This is a genomic window from Streptomyces sp. bgisy027, assembly GCF_057710365.1.
The window spans coordinates 205183-229078 of record NZ_JBYIVZ010000009.1 but is presented as its reverse complement, the minus strand read 5'-3'; the positions used below and the strand labels follow the sequence as shown (position 1 = coordinate 229078).

The following is a 23896-nucleotide window of genomic DNA, read 5'->3' as shown; positions in this document are numbered from 1 at the left end:
CCGCTCGCACTCATGTGCCACCCGCTGACGCGAGCCGTACCAGCGTTTGATAGACATCAACTCATGCCTCTCATTCCCGAGGAGCCTCAGATTCACGAGAGTGCCCAGGGTCCCCGCGCCATGCCGGCCAGTGGCCGTACCGCGCCGACCCCCCGTCCCGTACCCGGCCCGCGCCCAGCGGCTCCGTCGCGTCCCGGCCGACCCGGGCCCGTGCGGCCCGCGCCGCCGGTGCAACGCACGCCGCGTGATGTGGCCGGTGCCAAGCCCGGACCGTCGGGCCCCGCTGCTTCAGTCGCCCCCGCTCCGGCGTCGGCGACCCCGCAGATCCAATTGATCCCGGCCTCGCCCGAGGGAGCGCTCGACGCTGCCGAGGAAGCCGTCGACCTGCTGCTCGACTCGGGTCGCGCTCCCGGCGAGGTACTGGTGATCACCACCGGCGAGCAGCACCCGTGGGCCACCCACGAGCTGTCCTTCGGTGACACCTCCTACTGGGCGCAGCACGACGCCGGTGACGACGTGTTCTACGCCGACGCCTCCGTCGCGAGCCGCGCCACGGCGCGTCCCGTGATCGTCGTGGCCGTCAACGGCGGTCCCGACACCGCAGCCGCCGGCGTCCTGCCGTTGGCTCTCGGCAAGGCCGGTGCTCTGCTGATCGTCTGCGGTGATCCGCAGCGGATCAACTCGGTGCTGGGCGCGGGCGTCTGATCCTTCCGGTTCGTTCCGTGGGACGCAGGACGCAGGACGCAGGACGTCGGGGGACGGGACGCCGCTGTGGCGGCGTCTCCGCACGGTGGGGCCTTTGGAGTGCACGCACGAGTGGGGAACTCACCGTGCTCAGGCCCCGTAGGTTCGGGGGGCGGGTCCATGTACGACATGTCGTCGTGGACCGGTTTCCGAGTACGCCGTGAACCGCGACGGGTGTACGTCGTATCCGGTTGTCGGCCGGAAGCTTCGGTATGCGTCCTCAGGGAACGTCTGGTTCTGGGCGGGAGCAGGCGTCCGGTGTGCTCAGCGGGCAGCCGCGCGACGGAGAACTTCCGACGCCGCCCCGCCGGTGCGTGGCAGCGGGACCGGTGACTCGGACGTCGCGAAGGGCTCAGGCACCGAGTCGGCGTTGGGGCGGCGGCCGCCGCGTCCCTCGCCGAGCACCTGCCAGCCGTCGTTGGTCAGCGTGATGTACGCCCCGCAGCGCAGGCCGTGCAGGGTGCAGGCGTCGCGCAGGCCCCACATCCAGGCGCCGTCCTCCTCCGTCCAACGGGCGTCGCCCTCGCGGCAGTAGAGCAACACGGCGGTGCGCACCGGAGTGCGGCGCCGCAGGTCGTGCGGGATGACCCGGCGCAACTGCGAGAGCAGCGCGTTGCGGAACATCCAGCCGTCGGCAGGGGCCGCTTGGCGGGTGAACGAAGCACTCGCCCGCAGCCGTTCCTCCGCGTCGAGCACGGCGACGATTGCGGTCGCCGGCCTGGGGCGGTGCCGCGAGTGAAGACCGCTGACGATCTCGCGTGGGTTGCGCAGCAGGGGAATGCCCGCAGCGGCCCACTCGGCGGGTTCGAGCATGCGGGCCAGGGAGTTGGCGGATGCGGCGGACAGGTCGGCTGACGTCGACATGGATGCCGCGGAGGACGGAGCGAATCCGAAGGTCACGGTCCTCCCTTCGGCTACGCGCCCACACTGCGGGCGAGATCGGATTCGGGGGAGCGCACGCCGCGGCAGAGCCCATCCGAATCACGGACGAGCCGCACGGGGAGCGGACTCCAATTCTTCCTGCCGAACCGGAATGCGGCAACGAGCAATTGGGGCCACCGACCGATATCTGACGGTGCGCGGGTTATATCCCTACCCAGTGCATGACTGCGAGACGCATGCGGCGACCGTGCGCAATCGGCTCGTACCCATCGGGCGAGGGTGTACGCCCTGAAGGAGGTGGGCTTGGCGATCGCGGTTCGTGTCGGCCGTGATCACCCCTGGACGGCCAGAACCAATGGCATGACCCCCTGCGCCCCCGCGCGGCGGAGCATGCGAGCGGCGACAGCGAGAGTCCAGCCCGTCTCCGTGAAGTCGTCCACCAGGAGCACGGGGCCCGGGTTCTCGGAGAGGACCGAGGCCAGGTCGGCAGGCACGTTCAGCGCGCCGTCCAGCGCTTTCAGCCGCTGTGCGCTGTTGCTCCGGGAGACCGAAGACCCCTCACCGGCGTACTCCAGGGAGCCCAGCAGGGGGAGTCTGCCGACCTCCGCGATGCGCGCGCCAAGGGAGTTGATCAGTTGCGGCCGGGTGCGTGAGGCGATGGTGACCACACCGACCGGGCGCGGCACAGCGTCCTGAGCTCCGGAAGCCCAGCCGTCCGGCCCCTTTGCCCAGTCGACCAGGACACCCACGACCGCCTTCGCCACGTCGTCGGGCACGGGCCCGTCCAGGGAGTGCGGTGCAAGCATCGGTCGCAGACGGTTGCCCCAGCCGATGTCCGACAGCCGTCCCAAAGCCCTCCCCGGAGCTGCCTGTTCACCGGCCGGGATACGTCCCTTGAGGTCGACGCCGATCGCCGGGAGGCCGGTCGGCCACATGCGGCGCGGCTCCACCTCGACGCCCGCTCGGCCGAGGTCGACACGCGCGGCGTCCAGCGCGCCCGATGACATATCGGCGGTGAAGCGCGCGCCCGCGCAGTTGTCGCAGCGACCGCAGGGCCTGGCTCCCTCGTCGTCGAGCTGACGCTGGAGGAACTCCATGCGGCAGCCCGTCGTCGAGGCGTACTCGCGCATCGCCTGCTGCTCGGCCTTGCGCTGCCGGGCCACCCAGTCGTACCGCTCGGCCTCGTACACCCAGGGCTGCCCGGTGGCGATCCACCCGCCCTTGACCCGGTGGACCGCGCCGTCCACGTCCAGGACCTTGAGCATGGTCTCCAGACGGGAGCGGCGCAGCTCGACCAAGGGCTCCAGGGCGGGCAGGGACAGCGGCCTGTCGGACCGGGCGAGGACATCGAGCGTGCGGTGCACCAGGTCCTCCGACGGGAAGGCGAGCGAGGCGAAGTACTGCCAGATTGCCTCGTCCTCCTGTCCGGGAAGCAGGAGCACCTCGGCGTGCTCGACACCGCGGCCGGCACGACCGACCTGCTGGTAGTAGGCGATGGGGGAGGAGGGCGAACCTAGGTGCACCACGAAGCCCAGGTCCGGTTTGTCGAAGCCCATGCCGAGCGCTGAGGTGGCGACCAGGGCCTTGACCCTGTTGGCGAGCAGGTCGTCCTCGGCCTGCTGGCGGTCGGCGTTCTCCGTCTTGCCGGTGTAGGAGGCGACCGGGTGTCCGCGTGTCCGCAGGAAGGCCGTGACCTCCTCGGCAGCGGCCACTGTGAGCGTGTAGATGATGCCCGAGCCCGGCAGGTCGTCGAGGTGATCGGCGAGCCAGGCCATCCGGTGTGCGGCGTCCGGCAGGCGCAGGACGCTCAGGCTCAGACTGTCCCGGTCCAGCGGGCCGCGCAGCACCAGGGCGTCCGAGGTGCCCCCGGTGCCGAGCTGTTCGGCGACGTCGGAGGTCACACGCGCGTTGGCGGTGGCGGTGGTCGCCAGCACAGGTACTCCGGGCGGAAGGTCGGAGAGCATGGTGCGCAGCCGTCGGTAGTCCGGCCGGAAGTCATGGCCCCAGTCCGAGATGCAGTGCGCTTCGTCCACCACGAGCAGGCCGGTCGCCGAGGCCAGCTTGGGCAGTACCTGGTCGCGGAAGTCGGGGTTGTTGAGGCGCTCCGGCGAGACGAGCAGCACGTCGACGTCACCGGCGGCGATCTCGCTCTGGATCGTGTCCCACTCCTCGGTGTTGGAGGAGTTGATGGTGCGTGCGTGGATGCCGGCGCGGGCGGCGGCCTCGACCTGGTTGCGCATGAGGGCGAGCAGCGGGGAGACGATGACGGTGGGCCCGCTGCCCTGGGACCGCAGCAGGGACGTGGCCACGAAGTAGACCGCGGACTTGCCCCACCCCGTCCGCTGGACCACGAGTGCGCGGCGTCTGTCGGCGACCAGTGCCTCGATCGCTCGCCACTGGTCCTCGCGCAGCCGGGCCGTGCCCGTGGCGTCTCCGACGAGGCGGGCGAGGACCGCGTCGGCGGCCGTCCGCAGATCCGCGTTGCTCGTGTGTTCCATGGGTTCCATACAACAGGACGGGACTGACATCCGGGGCCGGACGGGTCGGGCACAGGCGGCCGGACGGGTCGGGCACAGGCGGGGGTCAGGCATGGAGGGCTGGACAGGTTGGGCATCCGACGTCGCAAGGGTCGAGAACCAGTGCCGCACGGTCGAAAATCATGGGCAGGGCAGGGCAGGGCAGGACATGGCGTGGAGTGGAGTGGCTGAGGCGGTCCGCCTCGATCGTTCCCGTTGTCGTGTCCCTGGTCGGAGTTATCCACAGCGCAAAGCGGAGTCTCAAGATCCGCGAGATGGTCTCCGCATGACGAACCACAGCGAAGCCACCGGATCTCCTGAAAACGACGGCACCACGGGTCAGGAGCAGCCTCCCGTCCCTCGGGCAACCGACCCGAACGACGCGCGTGACATGCGCGGCGGGCACGGCGAGAGTCCAGGAGGTGCGCGAGGCGAGAACCCGCTCGACTGCACGGCATACAAGGGCCAGCTGCCCGAGCACCAGGTCACCTTGCGTACCCCGGCCGAGCTGGCCGACGCACTGCCGTACCTCCTCGGCTACCGCCCCGAGGACAGCATGGTGCTCGCCGCCCTGCACGACAGGGACGGCCGAGGCCGGTTCGGTGGCCGGGCACGGCTCGGCATCCCCGCGAGTGTGGACGACTGGGACGCCGCGGCCACACAGCTGGCCCACGGCCTGGTGACGGGCAGCGAGCGCAGGGGAGCCCGACCGGAACAGATCGTTGCCTTCCTCTGCCAGGAACCGGCCCAGAGCGAGACGGGCCGGCAGGTGATGGAACGGCTGCGGCCGCTGGCCCAGAAGATGCGCCTCGCGTGCGGCGGCCTGGACGTGCCGGTGGTCGAGGCCCTCTGCATCTCGGACGGCCGCTACTGGTCCTACTGCTGCGACCGGACGGAGTGCTGTCCGGCCGAGGGCCGACCGATGGGCCTGCCCGGTACGTCGGTGCTGGCGGCCGCGGCCGCATACGCCGGAGTGCAGGTCCGTGGAACACTGAGCGAACTGCGGGCGAGGCTGTTGCCTTTGGAGACCGCAGCCGCCCTGGAGCAGGAAAGCGCCCTCGACCGGGGCGGGATGGCCCTGGTCCCCCGGATCCTCGACGACGAGCAACGCGCAGGCGTGAGCGTGGAGACGCTGGAGCTCGCCGAGCTGCTTCGGAACCGGTTCGCGGCGGCCCCGGCCGTGACCGGAACGCTCACCGCGGATCTCCGTGACGACGAGCTGCTCGATCATGACGAAGCCGCGAGGCTCATTCTGGGTTTGCAGGACCGCGTGACGCGCGACCGCGTGGCCGAGTGGATGGAGGGCGACGAGGCCCCACCCGCCCTACGGCTCTGGCGCGCACTGGCCCGTCGCTGCGTCGGGCCGTACCGGGAGCATGGCGCGGCGCCCCTCACCCTGGCCGGCTGGGTCGCCTGGTCCACCGGCGATGAGGTGGAGGCCCGCGAGGCCTTTGCCATGGCGCTGGGCGCTGACAGTGACTATCTCTTCGCTCGCTTGCTGCACCAGGCCTGCAACGAGGGGCTGGACCCCGAGTCGATTCGCCGCTGCCTGCGAACTGAGCGCGCGAGGCGCGAGGGGCAGGCCGATGAGGCGCCGCGGGGTGTGCTCGGGGATGGCGAGGAGCCGGCTGGTGGCTCGATGCGGGGCGAGGCCGGGCAGCATGCGTCGATGTCCGAAGTGGGGGATCTTGGGCGGTCCCGCCATGCCCTGGGCTCGGCCGGCGGGCTCTCCCGTGTCGCGAGGGCCGTCGTGCGAAAGCGTGGGTCGAGCGCTTCACGTGCGCGTACGGCGGCCGGGTCTCATCCGAGGGCCGCGCGGCCTGGCAACCCGAAGGCCGCGCGGCCTGGCAGCAACGCGTCGGGAGTATCGAAGGATGCGGGGTCGCGTACGGCCAAGGGCACCAGTTCGCGTTCGCGGAGTGGCTCTGCAGCGCGGGCAGGTAAGCCCGCGGCTGCACGCACGACGAAGAGCTCTGCACCGAGCGAGGTGAAGAGCGCCGCTGGACGCCGCCCGAAACAGGGAGCTGTACGTCAGGGCGAGGTCGGCCTCGACGGCACGCGCCCCAAGAACACCGGCGTCGAGGGGGAGGCGTGAACCGGCGCGGACCGAGCACTGAGGAGCGCTGTCGAGCTGAACGAGATTCTGACGCGCCGGGGTTACCCCGTGCCGGGCGTGACCTGGAGCGATCCCACCCCGTTCACCTGAGTGGCGGAACGCCTGGACCGGTCGTGCCGCCGAACCGCCCCTGTCACTCCGGATCCCCCGGGCGGCGCCGCATTCGCCCGCGGTGCGATGAGCGCAGAGGAAGCCGCACCATGCCACAGCCGATTCCGCCCCCGCCGGCCGCCGACGACCGCTCGACAGCCCGCGGGCCGGTACCTTCCCAACGGCAGGACACAGGTCCGCCTCGCGGCGGGAGCACTGGGGTGCAGCACACGCTCAGGGTTCCGAGCGACGCTCCTCGAACCGTCCAGCCGGCCAGCCATGGAGCGCCCTGGCCGACCCCCACCGACTGGCCGTCGCCCACCGTCAAGAGCTGGACCCCACCACAGCTACCGGAACAGCAACAACACACCAGGCTCCCGCAACAACCGGCCAGGCCGCACCGTCCGAAAAGGCCAACGAACCCGACTCCGACACCCTCTCCGCACACCGCTTCCGCACGCACCTCCACCGCCTTGCCTCCCACCCACAACGCCTTGTTCTGCGTGGCCCTCCCAGGCCTCGCGATCTCCTCGGACCAGGGCCAGTTGACCGGCCAAGGCCTCGACGGCTTCTACCGCGCGGGTCGACGCGTGCTCTCCCGCTGCCAGATTCGCGTCGCCGGACGTGAACCCCTCGCGGTGCAGGCCCGGATGACCGCGGCAGACTGCGTCCGCTTCGTGGGCACATTGCGCACCTCCCCACTGGCCGGCCCCGACCCGGACGTCGTCGTGGAGCGAACCCGCCACGCGGACGGCACCGAACGGATCACCCTGCGCAGTGCGGCAGTTCGCCTGCTCCGGCTGCCGGTCGAGGTCGCACTGGCCACGGACCTGGCCGACATCGGTGCCGTCGCATGCGGCAACGCAGGACCTGAACTCCCCGCCACCGTCCACGACTCCGGCCTGCGGTGGTCGTCCGCCAGGGGACGCTCGACGGTCATGGCCGATCCGCCGCCCACCGACGCGCTGGCCTCGGCAGGACTGCTGCGCTGGGAGTTCGAGCTGCCGCCGGGAGGCGTCGCGTACATCGAGCTGAGGGTGCGGTCGGACGGAGCCGGACCCGTGCGTGCGGTAGGCCGGGCGGCGACCAGTCCGCTGCCTCCGGCCCGGGCCGCCGGTGACGACCCCAGGGTCGAGAGCCTGCTGCGGACGAGCATCGAGGACCTGCAAGGCCTCCTCCTGCGCGACCCCGCCCACCCCTCCGACACCCACCTGGCTGCCGGTGCACCCTGGCGCTGTGGCCTGGCACCGGCCGAGGCCCTCGCCGCCGCCCGGATGACCCTGCCCCTGGGCACCCGCCTCGCCGCCGGCACGCTGCGCACTCTCGCCCGCACACAACTCCGGGACAAGGGCACGCAGTCCGGCATGATCCCCGGACCGAGACGCGACGCGGGCACGCATCTGCCGCCGGGGTGCACGGGCACGGAGGCCACGCTGCTCTTCCCCGCGCTGCTCGCGGAGGCCCGACGCTGGGGGCTGCCCGAGCCAGAGGTCGAGGAGCTCCTGCCGGCGGCCGAGCGCTGTCTGAGCTGGCTGCGGACCACAGTCGGCGACGGCACCTACCTCCCGGACCCGCACCCAGGCGGTCCTGCGCGCTGCGAGACCGAGGCCCACGCCCACCGTGCGGCGCTGCTCGGCGCAGATCTGCTGGACACCTGCGGCAGATCGGGCGGTGCCGAGCTGCGCCACTGGGCCGGGGAACTACGCGCAACATTCCGGACGGACTTCTGGATCGACGACCTCGGCGGCGGCAGACCCGCGGCCGCCCGGACCCCGGACGGCCGCCCGGTGCCGCATCTCGGTGCCGCCACCGCCCACCTCCTCGACACCGGCCTGCTCGGCGGGGGAGAACTGGCCCCCGGACTGCTCGACAAGGTGCAGACCGAGCAGCTCGCCCGGCTGCTGGGCGGTCCGGCCATGGACTCGGGCTGGGGACTGCGCGGGCTGAGCGCGAAGGAGGCGGGATACAACCCGTTCGGTCACCGCAGCGGCGCCGTGCGGGTGCATGAGACGGCCGTCGCTGTGGCCGGCCTCGCCGCGGCCGACTACGAGAAGGAGGCGAGCGCACTGCTGCGCGGCGTACTGGCGGCCGCAGAGGCGTTCGGCCACCGGCTCCCGGACATGTACGCGGGGGAGGTACGCACCGAAGGAAGCGCTCCCCTCCCGCATCCGGCGGCCTGCCGCCCGGCCGCCGCGTCCGCGGCAGCCGGACCACTGCTCCTCACCACCCTCGTCGGCATACGCCCGGACGCCCCGGCGAGGACGGTCACACTGCGGCCCATGCGCGGTGCGCCGCTGGGCGAGATCGTCCTGACCGGTCTCCGGGTCGCCGGAGCCCCTTTTTCGGTGCGGGTCAGCCGACTGGGTCTCGCCATGGTCGAGGAGGCGGCCGACGGATTGCAATTGCGAGCATGACCACGCGCCGTGCCCGAGACGGCCTCGCACCTCACCCGACGCGGCCTCGCACGACGCGCGGCGCACGCTGCGACCTCATTCGACATCAGCCGTGACCGCGCACCCCGCGCAGCCCCTGACCTCACCCGCCGCACACACATGACCCCACCCGCCGGGTGCCGCGACCGCGGACGGTGGCGCACGACAGGACGAGCCACGTCAGAGGCCGGTGCACCCCATGCCGGGCCGAATTTGATCAACAGTCGATGGGCTCGACGAAGGGAGTGTTTATCGTCAGGCAGACGACTATGATCGCCGCATGCCCTACGACCCGTCAGCCTTCCCGCCCTTTGCCGTAACCGTGGACCTGGTCGTGCTGACCGTGCGTCGCCACGCTCTGTGCGCGCTGGCGGTGCGCAGGGGTGAACCGCCGTTTCAGGGGCGCTGGGCACTGCCGGGTGGGTTCGTGCGGGCGGACGAGGACCTGGCGCAGGCCGCCGCGCGCGAGTTGGCCGAGGAGACCGGGCTGCGGGCGCACGAACCCGCCGCCCCCGTGCAGGACAACGGCGCTCACCTCGAGCAGCTCGCGACCTACGGCGACCCCAAGCGGGATCCGCGGATGCGGGTGGTGAGCGTTGCCCACCTGGCGCTGGCCCCGGATCTGCCGGCGCCGCGCGCGGGCGGGGACGCGAGCAATGCCCGCTGGGCCCCGGTCGACGAACTGTTGCAGCAGGGTGGATACGGGCGTGACGGCGAACCGGTTGCGCCGCTCGCCTTCGACCACGCGCAGATCCTGGCCGACGGTGTGGAAAGGGCACGCTCCAAGATCGAGTACTCGTCACTGGCCACGGCGTTCTGCCCGACCGAGTTCACCGTCGGAGAGCTGCGTCGGGTCTACGAGGCGGTGTGGGGCGTGGCGCTCGACCCGCGCAACTTTCACCGCAAGGTGACCGGCACGCCCGGCTTCCTCGTGCCCACCGGGGGAACCACCACCCGTCAGGGCGGACGTCCCGCCCAGCTCTTCCGAGCCGGTGGCGCGACCCTGCTCAACCCGCCGATGCTGCGCCCCGAAGTCTGACGCGCGGGACCGAGGTGCGACGCCGGTCCGGAGACGGTCCGACGTATCCCGGTCCGGAGCCGAAGCGACCCGTGGCCGTGCAGATGGCTGACCGGGCGGAATGCCGTCGGGCGAGAGGGCCTTGCCCTACCGGAAAAAACGGACATAGCACGCTATCTTGCTGCGGGTGATCCAGGCGATCGGACTGACCAGCAACCCTCGCAAGGAGTTTCCCCCTGCCCTCGACGACGTGTCCTTCGAGGCTCAGGCGGGCTGTGTCACCGCGCTGCTCGGAGGGGCGGGAGCGGGCAAGACGACGGCGCTCAGACTCATGCTCGAACTCCAACAGGGCCGCGGCGTCACCTTCTTCAGAGGCCGCCCCCTGCATCGCATGGCGCATCCGTCGCGCGAGGTCGGTGTGCTTCTGGGCGACGTTCCCGGGCATCCGGCCCGCTCGGTGCGCGGTCATCTGCGCATGCTGTGCGCCGCGGCGGGCGTACCGGCCCGCCGCGCCGACGAGGTTCTGGAGGTGGTCGGCCTCGTCAGCCTGCGCGACGAGCGCCTCGGCACCCTCTCGCGCGGCATGGACCGCCGTTTCGGCCTTGCCTGCACGCTCCTCGCCGACCCGCACACCCTCGTGCTCGACGACCCCGCGGAAGGGCTCACGACCCGCGAGCGCCGCTGGCTGCACGGCGCGCTACGCGCACACGCGACTCAGGGCGGCACGGTCCTGCTGACCACGGCCGACGCCAAGGAGGCCGCGCGCACCGCCGACCGGGTCGTCACGCTGGAGCGGGGCAGGCTCGTCGCCGACCAGGACGCCGCAGAGTTCGCACGCACCCGGCTGCGTCCCCGTGTCGCCGTGCGCACCCCGCACGCCTCGCGCCTGGCCACCCTGCTCGGCAAGCAGGCACGCACCGCCCACCGTTCCGTCGAGGTCGTCCGCGAGAGCGGCAACCGTCTCTCGGTGTACGGCAGTAGCTGCGCCGACGTCGGCGAGATCGCCTTCCGCAACGGCATCCTCGTACACCAACTCGCCGACGAGATCGGGGACATGGGGCCGGGGTCCGACACGGGCCCCGACGGGATGGAGGCGCGGGCCGACGAGGAGGCGCGGGCGGCCCACGACGATGCCGCGCCGGCCAAGGCCGATGCCGGAGCCGGCGGTCGGCGGCGCAGGGGCGCAGCGCGCAGGCGGACCCCGGCCGGTGATCTCGCCCCTGCCCCCGAGAGGTCGCAGGCGTCCGGCGAAGGGCAGGGCGGGGGCGCGGCGCGCGAGGACGCCCACGAGACCTCGCACGGAACCGAGAGCGGGCCTTCGGCGCGGGACGCCGGCTCACGCGCGTCCGACCATCCCGCCCACGATCTGCCGGACCTCCCGCCCCCCATCTCCGTCCGCCCCGCCCCCAGCCCCCTCCGCCCCCTCCGCTACGAACTCCGACGAGCGCTCGGTGTCGGCACGGGGTTCGTCACCACCGGTCTCGTGCTCGTGGTGTCCGTCCTCACCGCCGTGGTGCTCGCCCGCATCGGGCACACGCCGCATGCGCGCCTGCTGGTCGCGTGGCCGCGCGAGCTGCCGCTGCCGCCCGCGGCGCTCGGTGCCGGGCTGCTCGGGGCGATCGCGTTCGGCGACGAGTTCCGCCACCCCGCCCTGGCGGCGGACCGCGGCACCGTCCCCCGTCGGCTGGGGCTGCTGGCCGCGAAACTCCTCGTCGCCTCGGCCACCGCCCTGGTGTTGGCCGTCCTCACCGTGGGCTGCAACATCGAGGTGCTCTACCTCGTCTACGGACGGGAGCTCGCGGAAGTTCCCGCCGACTGGCTGTCGTTGAGCGCGAGTTGGATCGGACTCGTCGTCGGCTGTGCCTGGGCCGGGGTGCTCGCCGCCGGCCTTTTCCGGTCCACCACTGCCGGCCTTGCCGCAGTGGTTACCGTGCCCATTGTCGTCGTACCCCTCGTACAAAAGGTCCTGGAGGGACCATCTGTGCGAACGGCGGCCGGATTTCCGCTGCGACTGAGGGAGGTGCTCCTGTCCCAGTGGCCGTTCGGAGGAGAGCGGTATCTCGCGGCGGTCGCGCGGGTCGTCGGTCAACCCGTGGGTGGCGCACTGACGTTGTCGCTGGCCGCTCTGCTCTGCGCCTATCTGTTCACAACGCTGAGGAGCAGGGTCCGATGACGACCGTCCGTGGCGTTCCCCGACCTGTCGTGCTCGCAACTCCCCGGGGAAAGCCCATTTCTTTCCGATAAGGCGTCAATTGCGACGGGGTGAGCGATCACCCTTTCGTGTGCTTTTCACCAAAGACCTCAAGGGAGTTGAGGAGGCCGCCGACAAAGGAACCGTGAGTACCCTTGCGCACACCATGATGACCGCCGCCCGCGCCGCCGACTCCGGTCTCGCCGGCCCGGGCGATCTCGACCGCTACCCCTACGCCGAGGCCTCTGTCGCCGACCGCGTCGGAGCCCCCGCCTGGGACAGCGCGGAGCCGGAACTGGGCCGTGTCGGCCGACGCGCCGCGGGCAGCCGCGGGCGCGGGCTGCACGGCCAACTCGTCCAACAGCTCGGCCAGATGATCGTCTCCGGAGACCTGGGCGCCGACCGCCCGCTGGTCCCGGAGGAGATCGGCCAGCGTTTCGAGGTCTCCCGCACCGTCGTCCGCGAGTCGCTCCGCGTTCTGGAGGCCAAGGGCCTGGTCAGCGCGCGCCCGAACGTCGGCACGCGCGTGCGCCCCGTCAGTGACTGGAACCTCCTCGACCCGGACATCATCGAATGGCGCGCCTTCGGACCGCAGCGCGACGACCAGCGGCGGGAGCTGAGCGAGCTGCGCTGGACGATCGAGCCGCTCGCCGCCCGCCTCGCCGCCGGGCACGGGCGCGACGACGTCCAGCAGCGGCTCGCCGACATGGTCGAGATCATGAGCCACGCGATGGGGCAGGGTGACGTCCTCACCTTCTCCCGCGCCGACACCGAGTTCCACACGCTGCTCATCCAGGTCGCCGGCAACCGCATGCTGGAGCACCTCTCCGGGATCGTCTCGGCCGCCCTGCAGGTCTCCGGTGGCCCCGTGACCGGCTGTGACCGGCCGAACGAGACCTCGCTGACGCTGCACAGCAGGATCGTCGACGCCCTCGCCGGCGGCGACGGAGCGGCGGCCGAGACCGCGATGCGTCAGCTGCTCACGGTCCATCCCGAGGTGGAGCGCGTGGTGCCCGCACCTCGCGAGCACTGACCGCGCACCAGGGTGACGCGGCCAGGGGCGCCTCCCCCTCCTGTGGCGCTCCCGGTCTGCGCAACCCCTCCCGTCGGACCCGCAGGATCCCGCGCGGATCCTGCGGGTCCGACGGTGCGAGGGACGGCGGAATCGCCGTACAGTGCATGGTCGAAGCAGCTGGCGACCGGTTCTGTCTGTGTCTGCGTGCTTTTGATCGGTTACGGGATGTGACTCGGGCCACGCAGATTGGGCGTAACACTCGGGGAAACAGCGCGATGACCTAAGAGGTGACAGCCGCGGAGGGAATACGGACGCCGTTTCAGGCGCTGTGAATCTTCCCGGCCCCCGCCCGCACCGTCGGTCCAATCCCCAGGCCGGTGGTCGGCTCCTGTCCGCCGTGGACGGGGCCGGAAGCCGTTTTTCAACGTTCCGAGAGGTTGTTCGTGTCGGCCAGCACATCCCGTACGCTCCCGCCGGAGATCGCCGAGTCCGTCTCTGTCATGGCTCTTATCGAGCGGGGAAAGGCTGAGGGGCAGATCGCCGGCGACGATGTGCGTCGGGCCTTCGAAGCCGACCAGATTCCGGCCACTCAGTGGAAGAACGTACTGCGCAGCCTCAACCAGATCCTCGAGGAAGAGGGTGTGACGCTGATGGTCAGTGCCGCGGAGCCCAAGCGCACCCGAAAGAGCGTCGCAGCGAAGAGTCCGGCCAAGCGCACCGCCACCAAGACGGTCGCGGCGAAGACGGTGACCGCCAAGAAGGCCACCGCCACCGCCACGCCCGCGGCGCCCACCGCCGAACCCGCCGTCGAGGACGAGGCCCCCGCGAAGAAGGCCGCCGCCAAGAAGACGACCGCCAAGAAGACTGCGGCGAAGAAGACGACGGCAGCCAAGAAGACGACTGCCAAGAAGACGACCGCCAAGAAGGACGACGCCGAGATTCTCGAGGACGAGGCTCTCGAAGAGGCGGCGCCCGGCGGCAAGGCCGGCGACGAGCCCGAGGGTGCCGAGAGCGCCGGGTTCGTGCTCTCCGACGAGGACGAGGACGACGCGCCCGCGCAGCAGGTCGCCGCCGCCGGTGCCACCGCCGACCCGGTCAAGGACTACCTCAAGCAGATCGGCAAGGTCCCGCTGCTCAACGCCGAGCAGGAGGTCGAACTCGCCAAGCGCATCGAGGCCGGTCTGTTCGCCGAGGACAAGCTCGCCAACGCCGACAAGCTCGCCCCCAAGCTCAAGCGCGAGCTGGAGATCATCGCCGAGGACGGCCGCCGCGCCAAGAACCACCTCCTGGAGGCCAACCTCCGACTCGTGGTCTCCCTGGCCAAGCGCTACACCGGCCGCGGCATGCTCTTCCTGGACCTCATCCAGGAGGGCAACCTCGGTCTGATCCGCGCGGTCGAGAAGTTCGACTACACCAAGGGCTACAAGTTCTCCACGTACGCCACCTGGTGGATCCGTCAGGCGATCACCCGCGCCATGGCCGACCAGGCCCGCACCATCCGTATCCCGGTGCACATGGTCGAGGTCATCAACAAGCTCGCGCGCGTGCAGCGGCAGATGCTCCAGGACCTGGGCCGCGAGCCCACCCCGGAGGAGCTGGCCAAGGAACTCGACATGACTCCCGAGAAGGTCATCGAGGTCCAGAAGTACGGTCGCGAGCCCATCTCCCTGCACACCCCGCTGGGCGAGGACGGCGACAGCGAGTTCGGTGACCTCATCGAGGACTCCGAGGCTGTCGTCCCGGCCGACGCCGTCAGCTTCACGCTCCTCCAGGAGCAGCTGCACTCGGTCCTCGACACCCTGTCCGAGCGCGAGGCGGGCGTCGTGTCCATGCGCTTCGGTCTCACCGACGGTCAGCCGAAGACCCTCGACGAGATCGGCAAGGTCTACGGCGTGACGCGTGAGCGCATCCGCCAGATCGAGTCGAAGACCATGTCGAAGCTGCGCCACCCGTCGCGTTCGCAGGTGCTGCGCGACTACCTCGACTAGGTCGCACACGCGCCACGCGTTTCCAGGACGCGAAAGGCCCGGTCCCCGCGTGGGGCCGGGCCTTTGTGCTGGCCAGCGGGTGCGGGGTGCGGCGGGCTGACTCACTCTGGGTTTCCCATGACCACCCGAGAGTGAGGAGCGCCATGCGTCGTCCCTTTGCCCGGGCGCTGGCCCGGCCGCTGGTTATGGCGGCAATGGCGACCGCCGTACCGCTGGCGTCCGCAGCACCCGTGGCCGCCGACAGTGTCGTCGTAGGTGGGTTCCCGGTCGATGTGTCCGACAGTCCCTGGACCGTGGCGCTGTCCAGCCGTGACCGGTTCGGGGGTACGCGGGCCGGTCAGTTCTGCGTCGGTGTGGCGGTCGGCCGGACCACCGTGCTGACCGCGGCCCACTGTCTGAGCGAGGGGGTCCTCGGGTCGTCGCCGGAGCAGGTGCGCGACTTCAAGGTCATCGCCGGCCGCTCGGACCTGCTGTCGGGCGCGGGGCAGGAGATTCCCGTCCGGGGCGCCTGGGTGAACCCGGACTACGACGAGGACAGCAACAGCGGCGACTTCGCCGTGGTGAGTCTCTCGCAGGCCCTTCCCGCCAGTGCGGTGATCGGGATGGCCGGTCCCGGCGACCCTGCCTATGTGCCGGGGACGCCGGCGCTGGTCTACGGGTGGGGGGACGTCACGGGCGCGGGCGACTATCCGCGGGGCCTGCGGGCGGCACGGGTGCACGTACTGCCCGACGCGCTGTGCAGGCAGGCGTATCCGGGCGGTGGTGACGGCAGGTACATGGCCGGCAGCATGCTCTGCGCGGGGGAGCGGACGGGTGGCAGGGACGCCTGTCAGGGGGACAGCGGCGGGCCGCTGGTCGCCCGGGGGAAGCTGATCGGGCTGGTGTCCTGGGGGAACGGGTGCGGTCGCGCGGGCAGTCCCGGCGTGTACACGCGGGTGTCCGAGATCGTACGGGCCGTGGGGTCGCGGGCCGGGGCGCAGGAGTCCGCGGCGGGCGGCTGAGGCCTCGCGGTTACGAGCGGGACATGAGCGCGGGCGGCCGTCCCTGATGTCAGGGGCGGCCGCCCGTCGACCGGCCTGTGCCGGAAGCTGGCTCGTCGTTGATGCGAGGTGTCAGCGCTCTTCGTCGGACGCCGATGCGGGAACGGACGTAAGCCGCTCCGTCTCGTCCTGTATCTCAGCGGCGATCTTCTTGAGTTCCGGCTCGAACTTGCGACCGTGGTGGGCGCAGAAGAGCAGCTCTCCGCCGCTGAGCAGGACGACGCGCACGTACGCCTGGGCGCCGCAACGGTCGCAGCGGTCAGCGGCCGTCAGCGGGCTCGCGGGGGTCAGAACAGTAGTCACGTCGCCTCTTCTCTAGCTCGACGAGCTGTCGTACCAGGGTCAACATCCAACCAGCCCCAAAACGTTCCCGCTCGTGGCTTCACCCAGAGAGAAATTTTTCGGGGGCGGCCGGCTGCTGCCGGCTTGGCGGCGAATGTGCCGTATTGCGTCGGTGTCTTGCTTACGGTTTCGCGCTGTCGGTCAAGGTCGGTCCCACCCGGCTGGCTTGCCGGTTTGTTCATGAGGACGTGCCCGGAGCCTAAATGGTTCATGCCTGGAAGGGAACGTGATATGTACTTCACCCCATAGAGGGATCGAACACCTATGCGACCCTGGACTAGTCTGTGTTTCGTACGAGGGTGGCGTTACAACGGCTCTACCAGGCCTCGGTACCCTCTTGACGGCGACCGAAGCCGCGCCCCTACCCACCAGGGCGCAACCTGAAATTCAGCGAGGAGCGAACCGCGTGACCGCCGAGACGTCCGTGCCGTCCACAGCGCTGCTGGCAGGAGCAGACCGGGACGGTTCCAACTACACCGCGCGGCACCTGCTCGTCCTCGAGGGGCTCGAGGCCGTGCGCAAGCGCCCGGGTATGTACATCGGGTCCACCGACAGCCGCGGTCTCATGCACTGCCTGTGGGAGATCATCGACAACTCCGTCGACGAGGCTCTCGGCGGCTACTGCGATCACATCGAGGTGATCCTGCACGACGACGGGTCCGTGGAGGTCCGGGACAACGGCCGGGGCATCCCGGTCGACGTCGAGCCCAAGACCGGCATGTCCGGCGTCGAGGTCGTCATGACCAAGCTGCACGCCGGCGGCAAGTTCGGCGGCGGCTCCTACGCCGCCTCCGGCGGTCTGCACGGTGTGGGCGCCTCCGTGGTGAACGCCCTGTCCGCGCGGCTGGACGTCGAGGTGGACCGCAGCGGTCACACCCACGCCATCAGCTTCCGGCGCGGTGTCCCCGGTGCCTTCGCCGCCGAGGGTCCGAACGCGAAGTTCGAGGCCAAGAGCGGCCTGCGCAAGACCAAGAAGATCCCCAAGACGCGCAACGGCACGCGCGTGCGCTACTGGGCCGACCGCCAGATCTTTCTCAAGGACGCCAAGCTCTCCCTCGAGAACCTCCACCAGCGCGCCCGTCAGACCGCGTTCCTGGTGCCCGGCCTGACCATCGTCGTCCGTGACGAGTTCGGTCTCGGCGACGGCGGCAGCAAGGGCGAGGAGTCCTTCCGCTTCGACGGCGGCATCAGCGAGTTCTGCGAGTACCTGGCCACCGACAAGCCGGTCTGCGACGTCCTCCGCTTCACCGGTCAGGGCACCTTCAGGGAGACGGTCCCGGTCCTGGACGAGCACGGCCAGATGACACCCACCCAGGTCACCCGCGAGCTCGGCGTCGACGTCGCCATGCGCTGGGGCACCGGCTACGACACGACCCTGAAGTCGTTCGTGAACATCATCGCCACCCCCAAGGGCGGCACCCACGTCGCGGGCTTCGAGACGGCTGTGGCCGCCACCATGAACGAGGTCCTGCGCACCAAGAAGATGCTGCGCGTCGCCGAGGACGACATCGTCAAGGACGACGCCCTGGAGGGCCTGACCGCGGTCGTCACCGTCCGGCTCGCCGAGCCGCAGTTCGAGGGCCAGACCAAGGAGGTCCTCGGCACCTCGGCGGCCCGGCGCATCGTGAACACGGTGATCGCCAAGGAGCTCAAGGCGTTCCTGACGTCCACCAAGCGGGACGCGGCGGCACAGGCGCGCGTGGTGCTCGAAAAGGCCGTCGCGGCGGCCCGTACGCGCATCGCGGCCCGCCAGCACAAGGACGCGCAGCGCCGCAAGACGGCCCTGGAGTCCTCCTCGCTCCCCGCCAAGCTCGCCGACTGCCGCAGCGACGACGTCGACCGCAGCGAGCTGTTCATCGTCGAGGGAGACTCCGCGCTCGGCACCGCCAAGCTCGCCCGGAACTCCGAGTTCCAGGCGCTGCTGCCGATCCGCGGCAAGATCCTCAACGTCCAGAAGTCGTCCGTGACCGACATGCTCAAGAACGCCGAGTGCGGCGCGATCATCCAGGTCATAGGAGCGGGGTCCGGCCGGACCTTCGACATCGACGCCGCCCGCTACGGCAAGATCATCATGATGACCGACGCCGACGTGGACGGCTCCCACATCCGGACGCTGCTGCTGACGCTGTTCCAGCGCTACATGCGGCCGATGATCGAGGCGGGCCGGGTGTTCGCCGCGGTGCCGCCGCTGCACCGGGTCGAGCTGGTCCAGCCCAAGAAGGGGCAGGACAAGTACGTGTACACGTACTCGGACCGCGAGCTGCGCGACAAGCTCATGGAGTTCCAGAGCAAGGGTGTGCGTTACAAGGACACCATCCAGCGCTACAAGGGTCTCGGCGAGATGGACGCCGACCAGCTGGCGGAGACGACCATGGACCCGCGCCACCGCACGCTGCGGCGGATCAGCCTCACCGATCTCGAGGCGGCCGAGCGGGTCTTCGATCTGCTGATGGGCAACGACGTGGCGCCGCGCAAGGAGTTCATCTCCAGTTCGGCGGCGACGCTGGACCGGTCGCGCATCGACGCGTAGCCGCTGCGCCGGGCCGGGCCGGGGCCGGGGTTTCGGCCTCGGCCTCGGCCTCGGCTTCGCCTTCGGCTGTTTTTTGGGTTCCCAGCCGCACCGCCCGTGCGGCTTTCATCGTCGGGTGCGGGTGGCCCCTGTGCGGGTCTGACGCCGTCGGCGGGATGCGGGAACATTTACCGACTTGACTGGTCCTTCCGGTTTGAATCACCTGATGGGGTGAAGCGGGCGGGGAAGCCGGGTCGGCGATCTTTCCGTTCTGTCCATGCTTGGGCATGCACTCAAGCGATGGTCGTCCCCGCGAAGCCACAGGTGCGCGGTACGACGATCCCTGGTACGACGCCCTCGCCGCCGGATGGGGGGAGTCGGACGCTCCGGACGCCCCCGAGGCCGCCCCGCCTCCGGCCGGTGATGTGTACCTGGAGGTGCAGCGCAGCGCCGCCTTCCGCGAAGTGCGCAGCCGCTACCGGCGGTTCGTGGTGCCGGCGGTCGTCGTGTTCCTCTCCTGGTACGTGGCGTACGTCGTGGCGGCCACGACCGCGCCGGGGCTGATGGCGCGGCCCGTCATGGGTGCCGTGAACGTCGCGATGCTCGCCGGACTCGGCCAGTTCCTCACCACCTTCCTGCTCACCTGGGCCTACGCCCGTCACGCGCGCCTGCGCCGGGATCACGCGGCGCTCGAACTGCGCTGGGACACGCAGGAGTTGACGCGCGTCGCGAAGGGCGGTGCCGCGTGACGGTCGATCATCAGTCGCTGTCGCTGCTGCTGTTCAGCGCTTTCGTCGCGATCACACTCGGGATCACCACCTGGGTGAGCCGCAACCGGCGTGGCTCCGCCGAGGAGTTCTACGCGGGCGGCCGGCTCTTCACGCCCGCGGAGAATGGTTTTGCCATCGCCGGCGACTACATGTCCGCCGCCTCCTTCCTCGGCATCTCCGGTCTCATCGCCCTCTTCGGCTACGACGGGCTGCTGTACTCGGTGGGCTTCCTCGTGGCCTGGCTCGTGGTGCTGTTCCTGGTCGCCGAACTGGTGCGCAACTGCGGCCGGTTCACGCTCGCCGACGTGGTCGCCGCGCGGATGCGCGAGCGGCCCGTGCGGATCGCGGCGGGAACTTCCTCGGTCACCGTGTCCGTTCTGTATCTGGTGGCGCAGATGGTGGGCGCGGGCACCCTGGTCGCGCTGCTGCTCGGGGGCAAGGGCGAGGCGGCACAGTCCTGGACCGTCATCGGCGTCGGCGCACTCATGGTGATCTATGTGTCGTTGGGAGGGATGCGGGCCACCACCTGGATTCAGATCGTCAAATCGGTCCTGCTGCTCGGCGGCACCGTCGCGTTGACCGTGCTCGTTCTGCTGCGCTTCCACGGCGACTTCGACCAACTGCTGCTCACGGCGGCCGAACGCAGTGGTCACGGGGACGCGTTCCTCGCGCCCGGCCTGAAGTACGGCGGTGACTGGACGGCCCGCTTCGACTTCATCAGCCTGGGCCTCGCCCTCGTGCTGGGCACCGCGGGGCTGCCGCACATCCTGTCCCGCTTCTACACCGTGCCCACCGCCCGCGCGGCCCGGCGTTCGGTGGTCTGGGCGATCGGGCTCATCGGCGGCTTCTACCTGATGACGATCGTCCTCGGGTTCGGCGCGGCGGCGATCGTCGGTCCCGAGGCGGTACGCGGGTCGAACGCGGCGGGTAACACGGCCGTACCGCTCCTCGCCCTCGACCTGGGCGGCGGCGCGGACTCCACCGGTGGAACGGTTCTGTTCGCCGTGGTCGCCGCCATCGCCTTCGCCACGATCCTCGCCGTGGTCGCCGGCATCACGCTCGCCTCCTCGGCCTCCGTGGCCCACGACCTGTACGCCTCGCTACGACGCCGGCACCCCAAGCCCCGCAGCGAGGTGGCCGTGGCCCGCGTCGCCGCCGTCGGCATCGGCGTGGTCGCGATCGGCCTCGGACTGCTGGCCCGGGACCTGAACGTCGCGTTCCTGGTGGGCCTGGCCTTCGCCGTCGCCGCGTCCGCCAACCTTCCGGCGCTGCTGTACTCGCTGTTCTGGCGGGGCTTCACGACACGGGGAGCCGTCTGGTCCGTGTACGGAGGGCTGATCCCGGCCGTGGTGCTCGTCGTGCTGTCGCCGGTGGTGTCCGGCAGCCCCGAATCGCTGTTCCCCGGGGTCGACTTCCAGTACTTCCCCCTCCAGAACCCCGGCCTCGTCTCGATCCCCCTGGGCTTCGTCGCGGGCTGGCTCGGCACCGTCACCTCGGCGGAGGTCCCCGACGAGGCCAAGCACGCGGAGACCGAGGTGCGGTCGCTGACGGGGGCGGGGGCGGTCTAGGGCGGGGCCGATGTTCCGTCGGGTGGCTGCCGGTGCCTGCCGGTGCCTGCCGGTGCCTGCCGGTGGCTGTGCTGGCTGTGCTGGCCGTGAGGGCCGTCGTAGCCGTCGTAACGGTCCTCTCCGTCGTCGTACGAGGCTCTCCGCGGCCGTACCGCCGAGACGTCCTTCGCGTCCCGTCCAGCCGTCGGCTGACGATTCGGCGGTCGGCATCCGTATGAAGAGGTGGCACGGTTCCTTCCCCCGCCCCCACGGGCCGTGCCTCAGGCGCGGGTCGCCCACACGTAACGGTGTTCCGGGCGACCCGCGTCCCCGTACTTCAGGGTCAGGCGGGCGCGTCCGGTGCGTTCCAGGAGCTTGAGATAGCGCTGGGCGGTCTGGCGGCTCACGCCGGTCCGCTCGGCGATCTCCTGGGCCGACAGGGGGCCTTCGGAGTTCATCAGCGCCTGGCGTACGAGTTCCGCGGTGGTGGGGGAGTGCCCCTTGGGCAGGTCGGGCTCCGTGGGGGCGGACAGCGCGCCGAAGATCTTGTCCACCTCGGCCTGTTCCGCCTCGCCGCCGCCGTCGAGGGTACGGCGCAGCTCCGCGTACGCCTCCAGCTTGGCGCGCAGGCCGGCGAAGGCGAACGGCTTGACCAGGTACTGGAGCGCCCCCTGCCGCATCGCCGCCTGCACGGTCGTGACGTCCCGCGCCGCGGTGACCATGATCACGTCGGTCTGATGGCCCCGCCGGCGCATCTCCTGGACGACCGCGAGGCCCGTCTCGTCGGGCAGATAGTGGTCCATGAGGACCAGGTCCAGCTCAGGCAGCTCCTCCACCCGGCGCAGCGCCTCGGCGGCGTTGTGCGCCTCGCCGGCCACGTGGAAGCCCGGCACCTTCTCGACGTAGGCGGCGTTGACCCGCGCGACACGCGTGTCGTCGTCCACGACCAGGACCTCGATCATCGCGACTCCTCCTCGGCGACGGTGTGCGGATGCGGATCCGACGGCACGCTGAGGGCCGGCTCCAGGTCCGCCTCGGCCAGCGCCTCGGGCAGGACCACCGTGAACTCGGCGCCTCCGCCCGCCGCCTCGCCCACCGTCGCGCTGCCGCCCTGCCGTTCGGCGAGCCTGCGGACGAGGGGAAGCCCGATGCCGCGTTCGCGGTGGGCCGGGCGCTGCTTGGTGGACCACCCCTCGGTGAAGATCAACTCGCGCTGCTCCTCGGGGATTCCCGGTCCCGTGTCGCGCACCCTGAGGGTCGCGGTACGGCCCTCGGCCTGCAATTCGACCTCCACGCGCGCGTGCGGCGTGCCCGCGGCGGCGTCCAGCGCGTTGTCCACCAGGTTGCCGACGACCGTGACGAGCCCTCTGGGGTCGATCAGCCGGTCCGGCAGCCCCGTGCGGTCCGCCAGGCTCAGCGCGACACCGCGCTCGGCCGCCACGGTCGTCTTTCCCACCAGCAGGGCGGCGAGCAACGGGTCCTGGATCCTCTCGGCGACCTGCTCCGCGGTGGCCCGGTGATCTCCGACGACCTCGCCCACGAACTCCACGGCGTCGTCGTACATCTCCAGCTCCAGCAGCCCGAGGACCGTGTGCATGCGGTTGGCGTGCTCGTGGTCCTGGGCGCGCAGGGCGTCGATCAGTCCGCGTGTGGAGTCGAGCTCCCTGCCGAGCTGCTCCAGCTCGGTGCGGTCGCGCAGGGTGGCCACGGCGCCGTCGTCGTCGGTGGGCATGCGGTTGGCGACCAGGACGCGCTGGCCGCGGACCGTGAGCAGGTCGGTGCCGGTCACCCGGCCGGCGAGCACGTCGGCGGTACGGCCCTTGCCGAGCGCCTCGTCGAGGGAGCGGCCGACGGCTTCGTCGCCGATGCCGAGCAGGCGCCGCGCCTCGTCGTTGAGGAGGCGGATACGGCCCGCGCGGTCGAGGGCCACGACGCCCTCCCGGATGCCGTGCAGCATCGCCTCGCGCTCCGCGAGCAGTGCCGAGATGTCGGAGAAGGCCAGGTCACGGGTCTGCCGCTGGACCCGGCGGGAGATCAGCCAGGCGGCCAGCGCGCCGACCGCCAGGGCCCCGCCCGCGTACGCGAACAGCCCGGGGATCGCGTGCAGCAGCCGGGCCCGCACGCTGTCGTAGGCGATACCGACCGAGACCGCGCCGACGATCCTGCCGTCGTCGTCGCGCAGCGGCACCTTGCCACGGGCGGTGCGGCCCAGGGTGCCGCTGTCGATCTGCATCACGTCATGGCCGGCGAGGGCCTGGCCCGGGTCGGTCGAGACGAGCCTGCCGATCTCGCTGGGGGTGGGGTGCGACCAGCGCACCCCACGCCGGTCCATCACGACGATGTACTCGGCCTTGGTGGCCGTACGAATCCGCTCCGCCTCCCGCTGCACCGGGCCGCCGGCCGTCGCGGGCGTATCCGTCAGGTCCTCGGCGATCTGCGGCTGGGCGGCGGTGGTCTGCGCGATCGACAACGCGCGGCGCATCGCCTGGTCGTCCAGCTGGTCGCTGAGCGGGGCGAGAAAAAGTCCGGTCGCGAGCACCGCGACCCCCGCGGCGATCGCCACCTGCATCAGCAGCACCTGCGCGAACATCCGCCGGGGCAGATGCAGGCGCAGGCGACGGGCGGGGGGAGTGGGGCTCATGCCCATGACGGTACGTGGGGGTGCGGGGAGGGCCGTAGAGGGATGTGGCGTTGAT

General features: G+C 71.0%; 16 protein-coding genes. 11 read left to right on the top strand and 5 right to left on the bottom strand.

The features are described 5' to 3' along the window. Positions 1–63: 63 nt before the first annotated feature. Positions 64–705, top strand: coding sequence for a hypothetical protein (locus AC3ETA_RS12490; protein WP_432192916.1), 642 nt, complete (start codon positions 64–66; stop codon positions 703–705). A gap of 303 nt (positions 706–1008) precedes the next feature. On the opposite strand, the gene AC3ETA_RS12485 is transcribed toward AC3ETA_RS12490, so the two are convergent. Together AC3ETA_RS12485 and AC3ETA_RS12480 are read right to left on the bottom strand one after the other, a co-directional pair. Further along, a complete protein-coding gene (locus AC3ETA_RS12485) occupies positions 1009–1644 on the bottom strand; it encodes a hypothetical protein (RefSeq protein ID WP_432192915.1) in 636 nt (211 codons plus the stop codon). Positions 1645–1958: 314 nt separating this feature from the next. After that, positions 1959–4124, bottom strand: coding sequence for a RecQ family ATP-dependent DNA helicase (locus AC3ETA_RS12480; RefSeq protein ID WP_432192914.1), 2166 nt, complete (start codon positions 4122–4124; stop codon positions 1959–1961). 304 nt (positions 4125–4428) lie between these two features. On the opposite strand from AC3ETA_RS12480, the gene AC3ETA_RS12475 reads away from it, so the two are divergent. From AC3ETA_RS12475 to AC3ETA_RS12445, 7 genes are all read left to right on the top strand, one after another. Then, complete coding sequence (locus AC3ETA_RS12475) at positions 4429–6237, top strand: DUF4192 domain-containing protein (RefSeq protein ID WP_432192913.1); 1809 nt, start codon at positions 4429–4431, stop codon at positions 6235–6237. Between the two features lie 614 nt (positions 6238–6851). Continuing rightward, positions 6852–8762, top strand: coding sequence for a glycogen debranching N-terminal domain-containing protein (locus AC3ETA_RS12470; protein ID WP_432192912.1), 1911 nt, complete (start codon positions 6852–6854; stop codon positions 8760–8762). A 298-nt stretch (positions 8763–9060) separates the two neighbouring features. Further along, a complete protein-coding gene (locus AC3ETA_RS12465) occupies positions 9061–9819 on the top strand; it encodes an NUDIX hydrolase (RefSeq protein ID WP_030950575.1) in 759 nt (252 codons plus the stop codon). 166 nt (positions 9820–9985) lie between these two features. Further along, complete coding sequence (locus tag AC3ETA_RS12460) at positions 9986–11971, top strand: ABC transporter ATP-binding protein (RefSeq protein WP_432192911.1); 1986 nt, start codon at positions 9986–9988, stop codon at positions 11969–11971. A gap of 163 nt (positions 11972–12134) precedes the next feature. Next, positions 12135–13022: a FadR/GntR family transcriptional regulator gene (locus tag AC3ETA_RS12455; RefSeq protein WP_432192910.1), complete on the top strand. Its 888-nt coding sequence runs from the start codon at positions 12135–12137 to the stop codon at positions 13020–13022. Positions 13023–13447: 425 nt separating this feature from the next. Further along, entirely contained in the window at positions 13448–14992 is a 1545-nt protein-coding gene (locus AC3ETA_RS12450) for an RNA polymerase sigma factor (RefSeq protein WP_432192909.1), read from the top strand. Positions 14993–15135: 143 nt separating this feature from the next. After that, positions 15136–15993 carry a S1 family peptidase gene (locus AC3ETA_RS12445; protein ID WP_432192908.1) on the top strand — a complete coding sequence of 286 codons (858 nt, stop codon included), beginning with the start codon at positions 15136–15138 and terminating at the stop codon, positions 15991–15993. Between the two features lie 111 nt (positions 15994–16104). Here AC3ETA_RS12445 and AC3ETA_RS12440 read toward each other — a convergent pair whose 3' ends face one another. Beyond that, positions 16105–16335, bottom strand: a complete 231-nt coding sequence (locus tag AC3ETA_RS12440) for a DUF7455 domain-containing protein (protein WP_380865525.1) — start codon at positions 16333–16335, stop codon at positions 16105–16107. Between the two features lie 445 nt (positions 16336–16780). On the opposite strand from AC3ETA_RS12440, the gene AC3ETA_RS12435 reads away from it, so the two are divergent. From AC3ETA_RS12435 to AC3ETA_RS12425, 3 genes are all read left to right on the top strand, one after another. Further along, the gene (locus AC3ETA_RS12435; RefSeq protein WP_432192907.1) at positions 16781–18904 is read left to right on the top strand and encodes a DNA gyrase/topoisomerase IV subunit B; all 2124 of its coding nucleotides are present in this window, start codon (positions 16781–16783) and stop codon (positions 18902–18904) included. A 266-nt stretch (positions 18905–19170) separates the two neighbouring features. Continuing rightward, positions 19171–19632, top strand: a complete 462-nt coding sequence (locus tag AC3ETA_RS12430; protein ID WP_432192906.1) for a DUF485 domain-containing protein — start codon at positions 19171–19173, stop codon at positions 19630–19632. After that, the gene (locus AC3ETA_RS12425) at positions 19629–21221 is read left to right on the top strand and encodes a solute symporter family protein (RefSeq protein WP_432192905.1); all 1593 of its coding nucleotides are present in this window, start codon (positions 19629–19631) and stop codon (positions 21219–21221) included. Before AC3ETA_RS12430 ends, AC3ETA_RS12425 begins: the two co-directional genes overlap by 4 nt. A gap of 260 nt (positions 21222–21481) precedes the next feature. Here the strand turns inward: AC3ETA_RS12425 and AC3ETA_RS12420 are convergent, their stop codons facing one another. Both AC3ETA_RS12420 and AC3ETA_RS12415 read right to left on the bottom strand, forming a co-directional pair. Beyond that, complete coding sequence (locus AC3ETA_RS12420) at positions 21482–22162, bottom strand: response regulator (RefSeq protein ID WP_432192904.1); 681 nt, start codon at positions 22160–22162, stop codon at positions 21482–21484. Continuing rightward, positions 22159–23841, bottom strand: a complete 1683-nt coding sequence (locus AC3ETA_RS12415) for an ATP-binding protein (protein ID WP_432192903.1) — start codon at positions 23839–23841, stop codon at positions 22159–22161. Before AC3ETA_RS12415 ends, AC3ETA_RS12420 begins: the two co-directional genes overlap by 4 nt. Positions 23842–23896 lie beyond the last annotated feature (55 nt).

Bases quoted from the DNA above. Each gene is read 5' to 3' on its own strand.
- AC3ETA_RS12490 (WP_432192916.1), top strand. From the start codon at position 64: ATGCCTCTCATTCCCGAGGAGCCTCAGATTCACGAGAGTGCCCAGGGT.
- AC3ETA_RS12480 (WP_432192914.1), bottom strand. From the start codon at position 4,124: ATGGAACACACGAGCAACGCGGATCTGCGGACGGCCGCCGACGCGGTC.
- AC3ETA_RS12475 (WP_432192913.1), top strand. From the start codon at position 4,429: ATGACGAACCACAGCGAAGCCACCGGATCTCCTGAAAACGACGGCACC.
- AC3ETA_RS12465 (WP_030950575.1), top strand. From the start codon at position 9,061: ATGCCCTACGACCCGTCAGCCTTCCCGCCCTTTGCCGTAACCGTGGAC.
- AC3ETA_RS12445 (WP_432192908.1), top strand. From the start codon at position 15,136: ATGCGTCGTCCCTTTGCCCGGGCGCTGGCCCGGCCGCTGGTTATGGCG.
- AC3ETA_RS12430 (WP_432192906.1), top strand. From the start codon at position 19,171: ATGCACTCAAGCGATGGTCGTCCCCGCGAAGCCACAGGTGCGCGGTAC.
- AC3ETA_RS12420 (WP_432192904.1), bottom strand. From the start codon at position 22,162: ATGATCGAGGTCCTGGTCGTGGACGACGACACGCGTGTCGCGCGGGTC.
- AC3ETA_RS12415 (WP_432192903.1), bottom strand. From the start codon at position 23,841: ATGAGCCCCACTCCCCCCGCCCGTCGCCTGCGCCTGCATCTGCCCCGG.